This window comes from Capsulimonas corticalis (assembly GCF_003574315.2).
Taxonomy (GTDB): domain Bacteria; phylum Armatimonadota; class Armatimonadia; order Armatimonadales; family Capsulimonadaceae; genus Capsulimonas; species Capsulimonas corticalis.
Window position 1 is genome coordinate 4092705 of record NZ_AP025739.1, and the last position, 19288, is coordinate 4111992.

Annotated in this window: 13 protein-coding genes and 2 pseudogenes; 12 read left to right on the plus strand and 3 right to left on the minus strand. The window is 62.3% G+C overall.

Annotation, left to right across the window (positions count from 1 at the left end):
- The first annotated feature begins 41 nt into the window (after positions 1-41).
- Positions 42-677, plus strand: coding sequence for an HAD family hydrolase (locus D5261_RS17540; RefSeq protein WP_119322307.1), 636 nt, complete (start codon positions 42-44; stop codon positions 675-677).
- A 56-nt stretch (positions 678-733) separates the two neighbouring features.
- On the opposite strand, the gene D5261_RS17545 is transcribed toward D5261_RS17540, so the two are convergent.
- On the minus strand, positions 734-1660 hold the full coding sequence (locus tag D5261_RS17545; RefSeq protein ID WP_119322306.1) for an MBL fold metallo-hydrolase: 927 nt from the start codon (positions 1658-1660) through the stop codon (positions 734-736).
- Between the two features lie 161 nt (positions 1661-1821).
- On the opposite strand from D5261_RS17545, the gene D5261_RS17550 reads away from it, so the two are divergent.
- The 3 genes from D5261_RS17550 to D5261_RS17560 all read left to right on the plus strand — a co-directional run bounded on the left by D5261_RS17550 (position 1822) and on the right by D5261_RS17560 (position 4158).
- Positions 1822-2952: a GNAT family N-acetyltransferase gene (locus tag D5261_RS17550; protein WP_165864313.1), complete on the plus strand. Its 1131-nt coding sequence runs from the start codon at positions 1822-1824 to the stop codon at positions 2950-2952.
- 41 nt (positions 2953-2993) lie between these two features.
- Positions 2994-3401, plus strand: a complete 408-nt coding sequence (locus tag D5261_RS17555) for a hypothetical protein (RefSeq protein WP_125206061.1) — start codon at positions 2994-2996, stop codon at positions 3399-3401.
- Positions 3402-3486: 85 nt separating this feature from the next.
- Positions 3487-4158 (plus strand): glycosyltransferase family 2 protein, encoded by a 672-nt coding sequence (locus tag D5261_RS17560; RefSeq protein WP_218025638.1) that lies wholly within the window; start codon positions 3487-3489, stop codon positions 4156-4158.
- Positions 4159-4169: 11 nt separating this feature from the next.
- On the opposite strand, the gene D5261_RS17565 is transcribed toward D5261_RS17560, so the two are convergent.
- Together D5261_RS17565 and D5261_RS17570 are read right to left on the minus strand one after the other, a co-directional pair.
- Positions 4170-5942: a M3 family oligoendopeptidase gene (locus D5261_RS17565; protein WP_119322302.1), complete on the minus strand. Its 1773-nt coding sequence runs from the start codon at positions 5940-5942 to the stop codon at positions 4170-4172.
- 76 nt (positions 5943-6018) lie between these two features.
- The gene (locus D5261_RS17570) at positions 6019-7314 is read right to left on the minus strand and encodes a VanW family protein (protein WP_119322301.1); all 1296 of its coding nucleotides are present in this window, start codon (positions 7312-7314) and stop codon (positions 6019-6021) included.
- Positions 7315-7453: 139 nt separating this feature from the next.
- On the opposite strand from D5261_RS17570, the gene D5261_RS17575 reads away from it, so the two are divergent.
- The 8 genes and pseudogenes from D5261_RS17575 to D5261_RS17605 all read left to right on the plus strand — a co-directional run bounded on the left by D5261_RS17575 (position 7454) and on the right by D5261_RS17605 (position 19285).
- Positions 7454-7795, plus strand: coding sequence for a P-II family nitrogen regulator (locus D5261_RS17575; RefSeq protein WP_119322300.1), 342 nt, complete (start codon positions 7454-7456; stop codon positions 7793-7795).
- A 188-nt stretch (positions 7796-7983) separates the two neighbouring features.
- Positions 7984-14457, plus strand: coding sequence for a HAMP domain-containing protein (locus D5261_RS17580; RefSeq protein WP_218025637.1), 6474 nt, complete (start codon positions 7984-7986; stop codon positions 14455-14457).
- 9 nt (positions 14458-14466) lie between these two features.
- Positions 14467-15696: a PP2C family protein-serine/threonine phosphatase gene (locus D5261_RS17585; RefSeq protein ID WP_125206060.1), complete on the plus strand. Its 1230-nt coding sequence runs from the start codon at positions 14467-14469 to the stop codon at positions 15694-15696.
- A gap of 32 nt (positions 15697-15728) precedes the next feature.
- Positions 15729-16154, plus strand: a pseudogene (locus tag D5261_RS33465) (response regulator); the annotation flags it as partial.
- A 222-nt stretch (positions 16155-16376) separates the two neighbouring features.
- Positions 16377-16751: pseudogene (locus D5261_RS33470) on the plus strand (ATP-binding protein); the annotation flags it as partial.
- Positions 16752-16816: 65 nt separating this feature from the next.
- Positions 16817-17824 (plus strand): KpsF/GutQ family sugar-phosphate isomerase, encoded by a 1008-nt coding sequence (locus D5261_RS17595; RefSeq protein WP_119322297.1) that lies wholly within the window; start codon positions 16817-16819, stop codon positions 17822-17824.
- Between the two features lie 178 nt (positions 17825-18002).
- Complete coding sequence (locus D5261_RS17600) at positions 18003-18539, plus strand: KdsC family phosphatase (protein WP_119322296.1); 537 nt, start codon at positions 18003-18005, stop codon at positions 18537-18539.
- Complete coding sequence (locus tag D5261_RS17605) at positions 18536-19285, plus strand: bifunctional metallophosphatase/5'-nucleotidase (protein ID WP_119322295.1); 750 nt, start codon at positions 18536-18538, stop codon at positions 19283-19285. Before D5261_RS17600 ends, D5261_RS17605 begins: the two co-directional genes overlap by 4 nt.
- Positions 19286-19288 lie beyond the last annotated feature (3 nt).

Consider the following 19288-nt stretch of genomic DNA (forward strand, 5'->3'; position numbering starts at 1 on the left):
AAGCGGTCACCCCGTCCGGACCCGGTGTATAATAGAGAGAAATGAAATCTATCGACACGATCCTTTTCGATCTCGACGGCGTCCTCGCGGACACCCATCGCTGGATCGTCTCCGCTTACGAGCACACCGCCGCCGCGTACGGCCTGGAGATTGACCGCGATCACCTGACGGCGCTCTTCGGCCAGCCGCTCCTCACGTGTTATGTCAGTCTCTCCCAGCAGCCGGACGGATCTCCGTTCGCCGAGACCCATCGCCGCTATCAGCGCGAAAATCTCCATCTTGTTACCCTCTTTCCCGGGGTAATCAACCTTCTGGATCGCCTGAAGCAATCCCATTACGCCCTCGCCGTCGTCACCGGCCGCAATGGCCCCTCGGCCGCCGACACGCTCCATCGCCTGTCCCTGCGGTCCTATTTCGACGCGGTCGTGACGGAGGATGACACCCGCGAGCACAAGCCTCATCCCGCGCCGGCTCTGCGCGCATTGGAGCTGCTTGGGAAAAATCCGCAAACGGCGATGATGGTCGGGGACGCCCCCGCCGACATCCTCTGCGGCCGCGCGGCAGGCTGCGCGACGGTGGGCGTAACATATGGATTCGTGGGCGAGGAGATTGTGAAGAGCAATCCGGACTATTTGGTGAGCGCGCCGCGGGAGCTGATGGGGTTGCTTGGGGGGTAGATTTGGGTCGCCCCATCCCTCCATCGAGCTAAAGCTCGATGGAGGGATGGGGAGCTCTACCGCCCGCGTCCCGCCGACTGTCCGTTGGCGGTCCCGGGAGCGCGTACGCCGTCTTTGTGTTCGTGGCCCTGGCGCGCCTGGCGGGCGCGTTCGGCGCGCTCGTGTTTCTTGGCGTGCTTGCCGTGCACGGTGGCGTCCGGGCAGTACATGTGGCAGGAGTTCTGTTTCATGACGACGGGAGCGATCGCGATGTCGGCATGGTGGACGAGCTCCGCCGTGAGCTGGCCGACGAAGTCGTCTGGATCGTTCGTGTCCGAATCGAACATGCCGTAATGCATCGGAATGACTTCGCGCGGCTCGATCTCCAGAGTGAGTTTGACCGCCTGCTCCAGCGTCATGCTTGCGTGCTCGCTGTTGATGGGGATCAGCAGAACGTCGGTGATAAACTCCGCGACGGCCGCCGCGAGACCGTCATGGTATTCGCTGTCGCCGACGTGATAGACGACCGGTCCCACGGCGGTGTCGTTGCCGTGGTTGAAGTCGAAGACATACCCCACGCTGTCTTCCGTGTGGTGCGCGGGAACCACATGAGCGGTGAAGTTCGTGAAGCTCAGGGTTTGGCCGGGCATCGCGGTGGTGATCTGATCTGAAGGCACGCCGAGCTTGATCAAAAGCCGAGCCGACGACGGAGGACAAACGATCGTCGCTTCGGGATTGGACTGGGCAATGGCGGGCGCGGAATGCGGATCCGTGTGATCGGGATGATCGTGCGTGAGAAAGAGATAGCTCAAGCGGACGTCTTTGGGCTTGATGGGGATATCGACCAGTCGGGGCGAGGCTCCGTCCGCGTTTGCGCTGTCCGAGAGGTAGGGATCGATGTAGATGAGGTCGCCGCTGTGGTTCTTTAGGCAGAAACCGGCTTGTCCAAGCCAGTGAACGGCCACGCGTCCCTGCTCGACTTTGGTCTTGCTCGTACGGTCCATATGTGTCCTCCGTCGCCAACGTTAAGGTTATCGACGCAATTGGCGATTGCAATAAGACTATCCTTCCCAAAATTACGGGAAGTGTATCGGTCGTTTGCTTCTCCGTCAGGGTTTACACCCCGGAGGCGATCTGCTATAATACCGAGGTTGTCAAAGGGTGCATGAAATCGGACGAGCGTGGGAATATTGTCGCCGAAACGGTGACGGACGTGGCGGGACTTGAGCGGCTTGCGAACGAATGGCGCGCGCTTGCGGATTCCTGCCCGGCGGCGACGATCTTCCAAACGTACGAATGGAACGCAGTCTGGTGGCGGCGTCTTGGACGCGCGCCCGGGCGGCGCCTCCATGTGATCGCCCTGCGCGGCGCGGACGGCGCGCTCGTCGGCCTGGCGCCGCTGATGACGTCGTTTTGGCGCGGATCGCCGCTGCGGCTGCTTTCGTTCCTGGGCGTCGGCGCTTCGGACTACACGGACATTCTGGCGGCGCCGGGCCGCGAGGCCGATGTCGCCGACGCGTTTTATCGCACGCTGGCGAGCTCCGGCGGCTGGCAGGTGTTCGACTGCGCGCAGCTGCGCGTCGGGGGACTGCTCACGGATGTCCTTCCGAAGCCTGGAGTTCGCCTGAGCTGGTCCGAAACCGTCGGGGAGCCGTGTCCGTATGTGGCGCTGCCCGCCGATTGGAATGGCTTTCTCGCCGGCCTTGGAAAGAAAACGCGCGCGAACGTGGGGTACTACGACCGCGCGCTGCAAAAGATTTATGAGGTGGAGATCGCGTCCGTCAGCGATTCTGGGGAACTCCCGGAGGAGATGACGCGCTTATTCGATCTGCACCAGCGCCGCTGGAACCAGCGCTGGCTGCCGGGCGTGTTTGGCGGCAAGCGCATCCAGGCGTTCCATCGCGAACTGGCCGAGGCGCTGCTGGAGCGCGGATGGCTGCGTTTGTTCTGTTTGCGACTGGACGGCGAAACACAGGCTTGCCTGTACTGTTTCTCGTTCGGAGACCGCATGTGTTATTACCAGGGCGGCTTCGAGCCGACGCTGGCGAAGCTAAGTTTGGGAACCGTCCTCACGGCCCGCGCCGTACAGACGGCGATCGCCGAGGGCAAAACGACCTTCGATCTGCTGCGTGGCGATGAGCCTTACAAAGCGAAGTGGACCGGAACGTCGCACGTGAATCGCCGCCGAATGATCACGAAGTATCGGTTTCCACTGGGCATGATCGCGGCCGGCATGCAGCGCGCCGAAGGCGCGATCGAGCGGCGCGTGAAGGAATGGGCGCGAACGCGCAAGTAAGCGGGCCGGGACTTTCGATGATCCGACGATTTTTAACGCGAGTGCTGATACTGTTTTTGATCGGCCTGTGCGGCTACACCTGGTGGCAATTGCGCCAGACGCAGGCGCAGGTCGTGCGCCTGCAAGCCGAATTGAACGCCAGCAAACGGCGCGCGGGGCATACCGTGGCGGGGACGATCCCGGCGAACGACTGGACGGACCGCGCCGAGCGACACGCGGCGCTCGCGCGCGCCGCCGCGCAGCGCGGAGATATTTCCACCGCGCAGCATGAGCTGTCGCTGAGCGCGGACGCCGCGCGGAAGGCGATCGCGGAGCCGGCGCTGCGCACCGAGGGCCAGATCAAGCGGATGCAGGCGCTGGTGAAGTCGGCGCAGACCGAGGCCGCCGCCTTGGTGCGTACGGGGCGCCAAAGCCTGGACAGCGCTCAAGGAACCAGCCATGCGCCTTAGTACGCCGCCGCCGATCCCGCGCGCCGCGCCCAATTCTGACATCGCCGGTTGCCCGGCAACCGCGGCTCGATCACGGAAGGCCCATTTGAAAGTCGCCGCAGTCATTCCCGCATTCAACGAAGAGCATCGTATCGGCGCCGTTTTGAAAACGCTGGCGGCGTCGCCGGAAATCACGGATATCATCGTCGTCTCCGACGGCTCCACGGACCGCACGTACGAAGTCGCCGCCGCCGTTCCCGGCGTCCGAGCGACCCAGCTTCCGACGAACAAAGGCAAAGGCGGCGCCATGCGCACCGGCGCCCTGCAAACCGACGCCGATATCCTGCTGTTCTTCGACGCGGACCTGGTCGGCCTGACCCCCCAGCACGTCCACGATATCCTTCAGCCCATGCTCGCCGGCGAAGCCACCATGTCCATGGGCATCTTCCAGGGCGGCCGCTGGGCTACGGACATCGCCCAGCGCTTCTCACCCGGCATTACCGGCCAGCGCGCCATTCGCCGCGAAATCTTCCTGCAAATCCCCAACCTCGAAAATGTCGGCTACGGCATCGAACTCGCGATCACCTACTACGTCCGCCACCACGATCTGGTCCGCAAGGACGTCATCCTGCGCGGCGTCACCCACCCGATGAAGGAAGAAAAGCTCGGCTGGGTGCGCGGCGCCGGATCGCGCATGATCATGTACTGGCAGATGCTGCGATTCCGGATCTCGTATGAGCTGTACGGACGGCCGCCGCGAATTCGGAAGAAGAAGTAGAGTGGGGCGCCTTACCCCACAATCCCCACAAATGTATCGATATCCTCCCGAATCGTCCCAAGACTCGCGCGCCAGAACTCTGGGCTGCGGGTGTCGATGCCGAACTTTGCCGCGAGCGTGGCCGCGTCGGCCATCCCCGTCGAGGAAAGCAGGTCGTCATACATCGACTTGAAGCCGTCGGGGTCTTGTTCGTACCGGGCGTAGAGGCCGAGGGCGAAGAGCATGCCGAACATGTAGGGATAGTTGTAGAAGGAGCCGGTGCTGTAGTAGTGCGGCTTGACGGCCCACATGTAAGGGTGGCGCTTGTCCGGGAGCAGGGCGTCGCCGTAGGTGTCGTCTTGAGCTTGCAGCATGGCGGCTTTGAACTCGTCGGCGGATAGCTCTCGGTTCGAACGGGCAGAGAAGACGCTCTGCTCGAACAGATAACGACTCGTGATGTCCGTGACGATCTGGGTGGCGCCTTGCAGTGAGGCCTCCAGGATCGCGAGCTGGTCGGCTGGTGTTCCTTCGCGGACGCCCGCCTTGCGGATGATCGTTTCGCAGAAGATGCTGGCGGTTTCGGCGAGGGTGGACGGCGCCGCGCGCAGGATGGCCGGGCGCGTCGAGAGACAGAGGTTGTGGTAGCCGTGGCCCAGCTCATGGGCGAGGGTGCTGACGCTGTCGAAGGCGGGGTGGAAGTTCATCAGGATGCGCGACTCGTCGCCGCGCACGCCCGCGCAGAACGCGCCGCCGACCTTGCCCTCGCGCGGCTCCGCATCGGTCCAATATTCTCGGAAGGATCGCTCGGCGAACTCCCCCATGCCCGGCGAGTAGCCGTGGAACTGCGCCGCGATGAACTGCGTGGCGTCATTCCACTCCCACGCGCGGCTTTCGCCGGGCAGTGGGGCGAAGATATCGTGCCACGCCAGTTTTTCCAGACCGAGCGCGCGGGCTTTGGCGTTCAGATAGCGGCGGAAATCCGGCATCGATTCGCGCGCCGCGCCGATCATCGCGTCGAGTGTTTCCTGGTCGATCTGGTTTTCAAAGAGGCTTTCGGCGAGCGGCTTGTCCCAATGCCGGCGGCGCGAGAGGGTGTTGACCTGACCTTTGATGCTGTTTAAGGCGGCGGCGATCGGCGTCTCCACGCCTTTCCAGGCGGCGAGTTCGGCTTCGTAAGCCGCGCTCCGGACATTGCGGCTTGGGTCGGTGGCGCGGTTGCGCACCGCGCTCATGGGGATCTGCTCGCTCGCGCCATTGGTCTCGACCGTCACGAGAAGCTGTGAGGTGACATCGCCGTGCAGCTTGCCCCAGGCGGTCGCGCCCGTCACCTGGAGCTCCGCCGCCAGTGCTTCCTCGGCGGGGGACATCAAGTGCAGCGCCTGTTCTTTCTGCCGCCGAAGCATGTACGCAAACGGCGCCCGGTCTTCGGACGACGCCAGAAACGGCTCGATTTCCTGCTCCCCGATCCACGCCGTGATGAGCGCCTGCTGCTGCGACATCGCCACAAAAAGCTCGTGGATCTCGCTCATGCGCGCCTGCGCCGCCGTGTCGCGGGTGTCGGCCTCGACAATGCATCCGACATAGGTCGCCACCACGCCGCAGAGCTCCGCGAGCGCGTTTTGCCGCTCGATCAATTCCTGCAACCCCGCTGTTGTTTCCTGGGAAGGGAGCGATTCCACGAACGCTGTCATGGATTGGATCGTCGCCGCCATCTGGGTGTAGGCGGCGGAGAATTCGGGACTGTCGAGGCTTGGGAAGAACGGGGTCATATCCCAGCGGGGCAGGGCGGATGCGGATGCAGTCATAACGGCTCCATTGGATGTCGAGAAAAAGACGCCGCTCGATGTGAGCGGCGTCTTGAGTTTGCGGTCAGCGTCGGATTTACCGGCTGTAGTCCAGCGCGGGGGTCCACTTGTAGGCGCTGTAGAATGGCTTGTCCTTCACGACCGTGCCGTCCGGGTTGGTGACGACCCGGTAGAAGACGCCGGTGTAGTGGCGCTCGCCCAGCTTCTTGTAGTGGCTGACCAGCGTGACTTTGCGTCCCGGCGCGCCGGCGCCGAAGAGCGAGACGATCGCATGGCTGCGCGTGGTCTTGTAGGAGATGTAGAGCGGCGCGCTGGTGAGGTTCTGGATCTTCAGATCCTTCTGTCCCCAGTAAACCGTGGCGTCGCGGCCCGGATCGGCGTACGGGATCGTGCGGACGTGCTGGTGGCGCTCGACGATCTTGAGGTCTGCGAGCATCGCCGCGTTGAACAGCGTCGTCGCGACCTGGCACATGCCTCCGCCCTGCTGCACTTCCATCTTGCCGTTGATGAAGACATGTCCTTTGCCAAAGCCGCGCTCCGCCGTCCGCTCGCCGACCGTGTGGTTGACGGAGAAGACGCCCTGGGGCGGGACGACCGCGCCGTCGATGATGTTGATGGCGAGGCGGACGGTCTGCGTGCGGCCGACATCGCCCGGGTTAAAGCGGGTGACGAAGTAGCCGATGCGGGAGTTGACGCCCTGGAGCTGGGACGCGATGATGCGCGCCGGCTTGATCTTGACGGGCAGCACGACATGGATCGTCGACGGATCGCCTTCGATAGAGCGCGCGACGAGATCCGTCGCGGCGTCGAGGTCGAGCGATGCGCCGTTGATTTCAGGTATGATTTTCGCCGGGACCTGCTGGGCGTCCACATTAGTGGCGGACGCGCTGTCCACGGCGGCCCGCGCGTTCACGGGAGAACGCAGAATGTACGGAGCGGTCCCCGCAAGGTACTTGCGCAGCTTGGCGCGGTCCACGACGAATTTGAAGGCGCCGGAGATGCTGGCGTCGGATCCGCCCGGCGCGTAGGCCACGCCGATCTGCTTGCGGCTGGGGCGCCACATCCGGACGCCGTCGCCCAGACGCAGACGCGTGGACAAACGATCTTTGGGGTCCGTGGGCGGAAGCGGCGCCTGGACGGGCGCGGACTTGTGGATGACGCGCGCCACTCGGCGGACGACGCGGCGCTTGTGGCGTCGCTTGCGGGGCGCGGTGTGCGTGACTGCCTTTGCATGCCCGGCGGGCGCGGTTTCCGATTGCTGGGCCAGAGGCGGGAAGAGCGGCTGCTGGGCGTTTGCGGTGACGAACGGATCGGCGCAGGCGACCGCGGCGATCGCCGCGGCGGTAGTCAGGCATCGGTTCAGGCGATGCATATGTAGGTTTCTCCAGTCGGTGCGTTTGGCCCGGAAAGTCAAAGACTTGCGATTTAGAGACTATTGTACCATGGGGAACCTTTGTTCTAAACTTAGTGGGAGCCTCCTAAGAGCACGAAACAATGGAGAATTTTAACAAATGAAAAAGATCGAAGCGATTATTCGGCCGATCCGACTGGAGATTGTGAAAGCGGCGCTCGCCGACGCCGGAATCACGGGGATGACGGCCAGCGATGTCCGGGGAAGCGGCCGCCCGAATGAGGAGCGGTCGCCGTTTTTTCGCGGCTCGGAATACATCATTTATCTGTCACCCAAGCTGAAGCTGGAGGTGGTGGTGCGCGACGAAGATGTCGATCTGGCGATTGAGGTCATCCTGGAAAATGCGCGCACCGGAGAAGAGGGCGACGGCAAGATTTTTGTGCTTCCAATCGCCGGCGCGGAGCGCATTCGCACCGGCGAAACCGGCGATGCGGTCCTGTGAAATAATTGCCAGACAAACCAGACGAGCTTGTCGATTAAATTGGATATTAATTGGGTAATATTTCTCGGAGTAATTCATGCGCGACGGCGCGCCGGCGCTGCTTTGCGCCAAAATTTTCCCCAGCCGTCGTTTGCTCTTGTCGTCAACGCCGTCAATTTTCCTGAGTTCTTTCAAGGAGTGCTTCCTCGATGCCCGTTAAGTCCGCCGCCGGCGAATTAGAGCCGATCTACACCGCCGATGAACTTCGGCCTGTGCTTGAGGCGCTTCGCGCCGCGAAAGCAGGCGATTTTTCCGTCCGATTACCCAGCAGCGACAATGGAATTTTAGGTGAGCTCTCCGCCGCCTTTAACGACTGTGTCGCCATCAACGAAAAGATGGCGCAGGAGATTGTGCGTGTCGGCCGTATCGTCGGCCGTGAGGGACGCATGACCGAGCGGGCGGAGCTGACCGGCGCGGCGGGCTCCTGGGCCGAGAGCGTCGATAGCATCAACGTTTTGATCGAGGACCTCGCGCGTCCGACCACGGAAGTCGCCCGCGTCATCACCGCCGTCGCCGACGGCGATCTGACGCAGAAAATGGCGCTGGAGATCGAAGGCACCCCGGTCAAGGGCGAGTTCCTCCGAATAGGCGCCACGGTCAACACGATGGTCGATCAGCTCAGCTCCTTCGCCGCTGAGGTTACTCGCGTTGCCCGCGAAGTCGGCACCGAAGGGAAGCTCGGAGGCCAGGCGGAAGTCAAGGGTGTTTCCGGAACCTGGAAGGACCTGACCGACAACGTCAACGGCCTCGCGGGTAACCTGACCAACCAGGTGCGTAATATTGCTCTTGTGACAACGGCCGTCGCGAATGGCGACCTTTCTCAGAAGATCACGGTTGACGCCAAGGGTGAAATCTTAGAACTCAAAGACACGATCAACGTCATGGTCGATCAGCTCAACTCCTTTGCTGCAGAAGTAACTCGCGTCGCCCGCGAAGTCGGCACCGAAGGGAAGCTCGGAGGCCAGGCGGAAGTCAAGGGCGTTTCCGGAACCTGGAAGGACCTGACCGACAACGTCAACAGCCTTGCCGGCAACCTGACGGATCAGGTGCGAAACATCGCCTTGGTTACGACTGCCGTTGCTAACGGCGACCTTTCTCAGAAGATCACGGTCGATGCGCGCGGCGAAATCTTGGAGCTCAAAAACACGATCAACGTCATGGTCGATCAGCTCAACTCCTTCGCCGCTGAGGTTACCCGCGTTGCCCGCGAAGTCGGCACCGAAGGGAAGCTCGGAGGCCAGGCCGAAGTCAAGGGCGTTTCCGGAACCTGGAAGGACCTGACCGATAACGTCAACCTACTTGCCGGTAACCTGACCGTCCAGCTGCGCGACGTTTCCAAAGTCTCAACCGCCATCGCGAACGGCGACCTGACCCAGAAGATCACGGTGGACGTCAAAGGCGAGCTGCTGCAAATCAAGAACGTCATCAACCAGATGGTCGACAGTTTGGGAACGTTCGCCGGCGAAGTCACCCGCGTGGCGAAGGAAGTCGGCACCGAGGGCATTCTGGGCGGTCAGGCGAAAGTGCCGGCGGTCGCGGGCACCTGGAAGGACCTGACCGACAACGTTAACTACATGGCCTCCAACCTGACGACCCAGGTCCGAGGCATCGCCAAGGTCGTCACCGCCGTCGCCAACGGCGATCTCGATCAAAAGCTCGTCGTCGAAGCGAAGGGCGAAGTCGCGGCGCTCGCCGACACGATCAACAGCATGACCGATACGCTGGGCATCTTCGCCGAGCAGGTCACCACGGTGGCGCGCGAAGTCGGCACCGAAGGAAAGCTCGGAGGCCAGGCCGACGTCCCCGGCGTTGCGGGCACCTGGAAGGACCTGACCGACAACGTTAACTACATGGCCTCCAACCTGACATCCCAGGTGCGTAATATCGCGTTGGTCACCACCGCCGTCGCCAACGGCGACTTGTCCCAGAAGATCACGGTTGACGCCAAGGGTGAAATCTTAGAGCTCAAAGACACGATCAACGTCATGGTCGATCAGCTCAACTCCTTTGCCGCAGAAGTAACTCGCGTCGCCCGCGAAGTCGGCACCGAAGGGAAGCTCGGAGGCCAGGCCGAAGTCAAGGGCGTTTCCGGAACCTGGAAGGACCTCACCGACAACGTCAACGGCCTCGCGGGTAACCTGACCAACCAGGTGCGAAACATCGCCCTTGTCACCACCGCCGTTGCGAACGGCGACTTGTCTCAAAAGATCACCGTCGACGCCAAGGGCGAAATCCAGGAGCTGAAAAACACGATCAACGTCATGGTCGATCAGCTCAACTCCTTTGCCGCTGAAGTAACGCGCGTTGCCCGCGAAGTCGGCACCGAAGGAAAGCTCGGGGGCCAGGCCGAAGTCCGGGGCGTCTCGGGAACCTGGAAAGACCTGACGGATAACGTGAACGGCCTCGCGGGGAACTTGACCGCTCAGGTGCGAAATATCGCCTTGGTGACTACTGCCGTCGCCAACGGCGACTTGTCCCAGAAGATCACGGTTGACGCCAAGGGTGAAATTCTCGAACTGAAGAACACGATCAACGTCATGGTCGATCAGCTCAACTCCTTCGCCGCTGAAGTAACGCGCGTTGCGCGCGAAGTCGGCACCGAAGGAAAGCTCGGAGGCCAGGCGGAAGTCAAAGGCATCTCCGGCACCTGGAAGGATCTGACGGATAATGTGAACGGCCTTGCGGGGAACTTGACCGCGCAGGTGCGAAACATCGCCTTGGTTACTACCGCCGTCGCCAACGGCGACCTTTCTCAGAAGATCACGGTCGATGTCAAAGGCGAGATCCTAGAGCTCAAAAACACGATCAACGTCATGGTCGATCAGCTCAACTCCTTTGCCGCCGAAGTAACGCGTGTTGCGCGTGAAGTCGGCACCGAAGGAAAGCTGGGCGGACAGGCGGAAGTCAAGGGTGTTTCCGGAACCTGGAAGGACCTGACCGACAACGTTAACTTCATGGCCTCCAACCTGACGACCCAGGTCCGAGGCATCGCCCGCGTCGTCACCGCCGTCGCCAACGGAGACCTCAACCAGAAATTGCAGGTCGAAGCGAAGGGCGAAGTCGCGGCGCTCGCCGACACGATCAACAGCATGACCGATACGCTGGGCATCTTCGCCGAGCAGGTTACCACGGTGGCGCGCGAAGTCGGCACCGAGGGGATTTTGGGCGGCCAGGCGAAGGTTCCTAACGTCGCCGGCACCTGGAAAGACCTGACCGACAACGTTAACTTCATGGCCTCCAACCTGACGACCCAGGTCCGAGGCATCGCCAAGGTCGTCACCGCCGTCGCCGACGGCGACCTGACCCAGAAACTGCGCGTGGACGCCAAGGGCGAGATCGCGGCGCTCGCCGACACGATCAACAGCATGACCGATACGCTGGGCATCTTCGCCGAGCAGGTTACCACGGTGGCGCGCGAAGTCGGAACGGAAGGGAAGCTGGGAGGGCAGGCGAAGGTTCCCAACGTCGCCGGCACCTGGAAGGACCTGACCGACAATGTAAACTTCATGGCGAACATTCTGACCGACCAGGTGCGCGCGATCTCCGAAGTCGCCACCGCCGTCGCCAACGGCGACCTGACGCGGACGATTACCGTCGAAGCCGAGGGAGAGATCCTCAAGCTCAAAGACAACATCAACCAGATGATCGCCAACCTGAAGGATACGACCCAGAAGAACACCGATCAGGACTGGCTGAAAACCAACCTGGCGCGCTTCTCGCGCATGATGCAGGGACAAAAGAACCTCGAATCGGTGTCCCGCCTGATCATGTCCGAACTGACCCCGCTCGTCTCCGCGAACCACGGCGTCTTCTATATCAACGACAACGCCGGCCACGATCCACTGCTCAAACTCATGAGCAGTTACGCCTATCGCGAGCGCAAGCATGTCGCCAGCGTCTTCCGTCCGGGCGAGGGGCTGGTCGGGCAGTGCGCCCTCGAACGCAAGAGCATCATCCTGACGCGCGTGCCGAGCGACTACATCCAGATCAGCTCCGGCCTGGGCGAAGCGCCGCCGCTGACGATCATCGTCCTTCCCGTTCTCTTTGAGGGCGAGATCATGGCGGTGATTGAGCTGGCGAGCTTCCAGGTCTTCAGCGAGATCCACGTGACGTTCCTGGATCAGCTGATGGAAAGCATCGGCGTCGTTCTCAATATGATTACGGCGAACATGCGCACCGAGGAACTGCTGGAGCAATCCCAGTCGCTCACGCAGGAGCTGCAAAGCCAGTCCAAGGAACTGCAAAGCCAGCAGGACCAGCTCAAGCGCTCCAACTCCGAACTGGAGGCGCAGGCCAAAGAGCTGGAGGACAAAGCCTCGCTGCTCGCCGAGCAGAACAACAAGGTCGAGCTCAAGAACCGCGAAGTCGAGCTTGCCCGGGCGGCGCTGGAGGAAAAAGCCGAACAGCTGGCGCTCAGCTCCAAATACAAGTCCGAATTCCTCGCGAATATGTCGCACGAGCTCCGCACTCCGCTCAACTCCATGCTGATCCTGGCGAAGCTGCTTTCGGACAATACCGAAGGCAATCTCACCGCGAAACAGACCGAGTTCGCAAAAACCATCTACGCCTCCGGCGGAGACCTGCTGACCCTGATCAATGAGATCCTCGACCTTTCCAAGGTTGAGGCTGGAAAGATGGAGATCGATCTCACCAATGTCTCGCTGACGCAGGTGGGGGATTATGTCGAGCGCACCTTCGCGCATCTCGCCGACGAAAAGGGATTGGGCTTCCATGTCCGTGTCGATCCCAAGGCGCCGCCGACGATCCGCACGGACGTGCAGCGCTTGCAGCAAGTGCTGCGCAACCTGCTCGGCAACGCGATCAAGTTTACGGAAAACGGATATGTCGATCTCAACATCGGCGCGGCCCAGCAGAGCATTGTCGATGCGACTGGAGCCATTGTCCCCGCCGACCAGTTGGTGGCGTTCTCCGTCGTGGACACCGGCATCGGCATCTCGCGGGACAAGCACAATCTGATCTTCGAGGCGTTCCAGCAGGCCGACGGCACCACGAGCCGCAAGTACGGCGGCACCGGCCTCGGACTGTCCATCAGCCGCGTGATCTCGGAACTGCTCGGCGGGCGGATCGCCATCAAGAGCGAACCCGGCCAGGGCAGCGTCTTCACGCTGTATCTGCCGCTGGAGATTTCGGACAAGCTGGCGGACGCCATTGAAGAAGCCTCGTCCATCGTGGAGGCGCCGTCGCGCAACCTGGATCTGTCCTCCCGCCGCGCGCCCGATCCGTCGTACTCCATGACGCCGATCGTTCGCCAGACCGAGATCGTTGACGACCGCAATGCGATCCTGTCCGGCGACCGCGTGGTGCTGATTATCGAAGACGACCTCAACTTCGCCGGCATCCTTCTCGAAGTCGCGCGTCAGCAAGGCTTCAAGGGATTGGTCGCTCTGGACGGCGAAACGGGCCTGGATCTCGCGAACGAGCGCAAGCCGGACGCCATTACGCTCGATCTTAAACTCGGAGGGATCGACGGCTGGGCGGTTCTCGACCGGCTCAAGCGCAACCCGGCGACGCGCCATATTCCCGTGCAGGTCGTTAGCGTCATGGACCGGCAACAGGGGACGGCGCTGGGCGCCATCTCCTATCTGGAGAAGCCAGTCAGCGGCGAGGCGCTCGCCGGCGCCTTCGCGCACATGACCAACTTCATCGAGCGCGATATCCGCGAGCTACTGATCGTGGAGGACGATATCGTCCAGCGCAACAGCATCATCGAGTTGATCAGCAGCGGCGGCGACGTGCATGTTGTGGCGGTGGACAGCGCCGAGGCGGCGCTGACTGAGCTTGGGAAAAATCAGTACGACTGCGTCGTGCTGGATCTCAGTCTTCCCGGGATGAGCGGCCTGGATCTGCTCAAGCAAATTAAACAGCAATCAAACTACCTCGATCTGCCGATAATCATCTACACGAGCAAGGATCTTTCTCGTCAGGAAGAAGCGCAGCTCAAGAAGTACGCCGTCAGCATCATCACGAAGGACGCGCGATCCTCCGATCGGCTGCTGGACGAAACCGCGCTCTTCCTGCACCGGGTCGTCGCGAACCTTCCGGACAGCACGCGCCGGGTCGTGGAACAATTGCACCCCGTGACCGAGTCTCTCATACGTACGCCGCACGCGGAACCAAACGGCCGCGGCGGATCGCCTAAAGTAGAGACGGCTCCCAAACCGCCGGCTCGGCCCGTGAAAGCCGGCCGCGGCAAGAAGGGCGCGGCGCCGACCGTGGATCTGAATGGCCGGAAAGTGCTGATTGTCGACGACGATTATCGTAATATCTTTGCGCTGACCAGCATGCTGGAGACCTACGGAATGAGCGTCGCCTTCGCCGAAAGCGGCAAGGAAGGAATCGATATCCTGCAAAGCGATCCCTCCATCGAACTGGTGTTCATGGATATCATGATGCCGGAGATGGACGGTTACCAGACGACGCAGGCGATCCGGGCCATGGAGCAGTTCCATGACCTCCCGATCGTCGCCCTGACCGCCAAGGCCATGGAAGGCGATCGCGCGAAGTGCCTGAACGCCGGCGCGTCGGATTATATTACCAAGCCTGTCGATATCGAGCAGCTTCTCGTCATGCTGCGAGAACTGCTCGGCAAGGCGCAGGCGTAAGGCGGGGAAATGATGTATGAACGCGCACAGGCGAAGGTTCTCGTGGTCGACGATCGGCCCGAGAACCTCATCGCACTGGAGGCGATTCTGGAGCCGCAAGGGTTCCATCTCGTCAAGGCCAGTTCCGGGGTGGAGGCGCTTAAGCATCTGCTGACGGATGATTTCGCGGTGATCCTGCTGGATGTCCAGATGCCGGAGATGGACGGGTTTGAAGCGGCGTCGCTGATCAAGCAGCGCGAGCGCTCCCGGCACATTCCGATCATCTTTATCACGGCGCTCAGCTTTGAGGATCGCCATGTCTTCCAGGGATACTCGGTCGGCGCCGTGGATTACATGGCCAAGCCGCTCAACCCCGATATCCTGATCTCCAAAGTCCGAGTTTTTGTCGATCTCTTCGAGAAGAACCAAGAAGTGCGGGAGCAGGCCGATCAGCTGCGCCGCCAGCAGCTGCGCGAGGCGGAACTGCACGCCGAATATCTGCGCGACCGGCGCATCGCGGAGGTCCTGCAAAACGCGATGCTGATGTCGCCGCCCAAGGATCTGTATCCCGGGCTTCAGATTTCCACGCTTTATCAGGCGGCGTCCCATGAAGCGCATCTGGGCGGCGACTTCTTCGACGTGTTCAAAATCGGCGACCAGAAGATCGCGATGATCGTTGGCGATGTCAGCGGCAAGGGCCTCCAGGCCGCCGCGCGCACGGCGGAAGTCAAGTTTACGCTGCGCGCGTTTCTCAAGCACACGCGCAATCCGGCCCAGGCGTTGCAGCATGTGAACGCGATGCTGTGCGGCTCGGAGGATGCCGACCGGAACGGCGTCGCCGCCTTCACCTGTGTCACGCTGGTCGTGCTCCATTTGCAGACCGGCGCGGCCGATGTGATCAGCGGCGGCATGGAGCCGCCGCTGGTGCTGAGCGCCGATGGGAGCGTTCGCGTGCTGGAGGCCCGGGGCTTTCCGCTGGGAATCCAGGCCGACGCCACATACGCCGTAATGAAAACCAAGATCGCCGTCGGCGAAACCATCATCGCGTTTACGGACGGAGTGACGGAGGCGCGGCAGGGATACGATCTTTTCGGTTACGATCGCGTCTGCCAGGTGGCGGCGGCCGGCGCCTCGTCGGTCGCCGTGGAGGAGATCGGGGAGCAATTGCTTTGCGCGGCGCGCGATTTCGCGGGCGGCAGGCTGCAAGACGACGCCTGCCTGCTGCTGGCGCGACGCGTTGCGGTTTGGGACGCGAGTTAAGATCCGTGCGGAAACAGTTAGAATCAAGAACAATGTCGCATCTCGCAAAAATCCTGATAGTAGACGATCGCGCGGAAAACCTGCTCGCCCTGGAGGCGACTTTGGAGCCGCTGGGGCAGGAGCTTGTGCGCGCCCGAAGCGGCGTCGAGGCTCTTAAACGTCTGCTGCTGGACGACTACGCGCTCATCCTGCTCGATGTCCAGATGCCGGGCATGGACGGCTTTGAAACGGCGGCGCGAATCAAAGAGCGTGAAAAATCGCGTTATATCCCGATCATCTTCCTTACGGCGCTCAGCACACAGGAGCAAGATGTCTTCCAGGGCTACACCGCCGGCGCCGTGGATTACATCGCTAAGCCCTTCCACCCGGAGATTCTGCGCTCCAAAGTTCGTATCTTTATGGAGCTCTACGAAAAGACCGAACAGGTCAAAATGCAGGCCGATCTGCTGCGCCAGCGCGATCTGCGCGACGGCGAGCGTCTTCTGCGCGAGCTCCAGCGGGATCTCGAACAAAAGCACTTGATGGACATGGCGCAGCTTCAGTTTGGATTCCTGCGGGACGTGCTGCTCAGCGTCACCGAAGGCCGTCTGACGCTATGCCAGTCGGAAGAGGAATTTCCGGAGCCGCTGTCCGTCCCCATCGGTCATGTCTCCCTGTCGCCGCACGGCGCCATTCGAGATTTGCGCGACTGCGCCCGGAAGGCGGCCACGCAGGCGGGACTTCCCGACCTTCGCTGGCAGGACCTCGTGACCGCCGCCAGCGAAGCGGCGATGAACGCGGTGGTTCATGGCCGAAACGGCGAAGGGCAGGTCTATCTGGATCCCCGAGGATCCGTCCAGGTCTGGATCCGCGACCACGGACGCGGGATCGCCATCGAAAACATCTCCCGCGCCACGCTCGAACGCGGCTACACGACCGCCGGCACCATGGGCCACGGCTTCTGGCTGATCCTCGAAACTGTCGACCGCGTATTTCTCAACACCGGCCCCACCGGCACCACGATCGTCATCGAACAAGCCCGAACCCGCCCCCAGCCGCCGTGGCTGCGGGAGTAGGGAATAGAGCCTCCGCCTCCTCGCTTCTTGCAAATCTCCCGCATTATTCTGTATAATGTCTCCCTATGGACAGTGTTGACCGTGATCAGTGGCTAGGCGAAGGCCGCCGCGTGCTGGAAGAGGAAGCGCAGGCGCTCCGTTCGCTCGCCGCGCGCCTGGATTCGCAATCCTGGGCGGCGGCGGTGACGCTTCTTTTGGAGGCGAAGGGCCGCGTTGTCGTGACGGGGATGGGCAAGAGCGGCGCCGTCGGCCACAAGCTTGCCGGGACACTGGCGAGCACGGGAACGCCCGCGCTGTTTTTGCATCCCGCTGAGGCGGTGCATGGCGATCTCGGGATGCTGGCCCCCGCCGATGTGGTGATCGCTCTCTCCTATAGCGGCGAGACCGACGAGATTCGCGCCATTCTTCCCACCATCAACCGGCTCAACGTTCCCATCGTCGCCCTGACTTCCAACAAGCGTTCGACTCTCGCGCAGAGCAGCGCCGTGGTGCTGGACGTCGCGATCGGTCAGGAGGCGTGTCCCATGAACCTGGCCCCGACCACCAGCACGACGGCGATGATCGCGATGGGCGACGCGCTGGCGCTGACCGTGATGGGCGCGCGCGGATTCGACGCCGAAGACTACGCCCGCCTGCACCCCGCCGGCTCGCTCGGACGCCGGCTGACCCTGCGCGTGGCCGACGTGATGCGCACGGGCGAAAACCTCGCCATCGTTTCCCAGGACGCCGTGATGTTCGACGCGGTCTTCGCGATCACGAACGCGCACGCCGGCGCCGCCATCGTGGTCGACGGCGATGGGCGTCTCACGGGCCTCGTGACCGACGGCGATATCCGCCGCCACTTGCTGGACGGTCAGGATCTCCTCCAGCGCTCCGTGTTTTCCGTCATGAACCGCAAGCCCGGAACCGTGGCTTCGGACATCCTCGCGATTGAGGGCTTGCAGCGTCTTGACGACTTCCACCCCGATCCCGGCAGCAAGGCCGGCGAAGCGCCCGTCGTGGACGCCGAAGGCCGCCCGGTCGGAATGCTGATGCTCAAAGATCTGGTCAAAGCGGGGATCGTGCTGGAATGAAAGATGTGGCGTTTGCCCCGGATATAAAATCCGGATCTGGGAAGGCTTCGCCTAACCGTCCGTGCCGGACGGACAAAATAGGCTGTTGTCGAAATGCTAATTTGTTTGTCCGGCACGGACAATTAGTCGCGAAGCGACTTCCCAGACCCGGATTTTATATCCGGGGGCAGGCGAGTGTATGAAAGATGTGACCTGGATCGTGCTCGATGTGGACGGCACATTGACGGATGGCAAAATTATCTACGATGACAAAGGCGGCGAGACGAAGGCGTTCCATGTGGCCGACGGTCTGGGGATCGTGATGGCGCAGTCGATGGGCTTGCGGATCGCCATTCTGTCGGGGCGGAGCAGCACGGCGGTCGCGCGCCGCATGGCGGAGCTTAAGGTTACGCAGATCGTTCAAGGCGCGGGGGATAAGGCCGCGAAGATGCGCGCGTTGATGCGCGAACACAATCTTATGCCCGAGCAAATCGCCTATGTCGGCGACGATTTGAATGATTTACCCGCGTTCGATGTCGCCGGCGTGCGCATCGCCGTCGCGAACGCCGACGCGTTGCTGCTGGCGCGCGCGGATTATGTTACGCCGCGCGCCGGCGGCGCGGGCGCCGTGCGCGACGCGATTGACGAAATTTTGCGTCGCCAGGGACGCTATGACGACGCCGTCGCGCAATACCTGCGGACCTCGGCGGCGAACGCCGCCACGCCATCCCAATGACACAGACCCTGCACATCCTCCACACCAACGATTTTCACAACCACCTGACGGATGAACAGGCTCAGTTTATCGCGCGCAATAAGGCCGAGCTGGACAATGTGCTGCTGCTCGACGCCGGCGACGCCATCTCGGCGGGCAATGTCGGCGTGCGCGTCGGCGGCGAACCCATCCTCGTTCGGATGTCCGAGACGGGGTATGACGCCATGACGATGGGCAACCGCGAGTTTCACGTCGCCGATACGCTGCTGCGCACGAAGATCAATCGCGCCGCGTTTCCCATTCTGTGCGCGAATATCCGATGGCGCGAAGACCGGGGCGAAACGCTGCCGACCGCGCCGTCGGTCGTGAAGACGCTGCCCAATGGCCTGCGCGTGGGGATCTTCGGCGTCACGGTCCCCATGGTCACGGAAAAGATGGCGGCGCGCATCGTCAGCGCGTTTTTGTTTGACGATCCCCTAACCGTCGCCCGGCGCGAGATCGAGCGTCTGCGGCCAGACGTCGATGTCTTGATCGCCCTGACGCATATCGGTGTGAAAGAAGATCGCCGCGTGGCCGCCGCCTGTCCCGAACTGGACTTGTTGATCGGCGGGCATACCCACGTCGTTCTGGAGGAGCCGGAGCGGGTGGGAGAGGTCCCCGTGGTGCAGGCGGGATGGTTCGGCCACTATCTGGGCCATGTGACGATGACGCTGGACGACGGCAAGGTTTCGTCGGTGACGGGGCGGCTGCTGCCGCTGAAAGGTTGACGG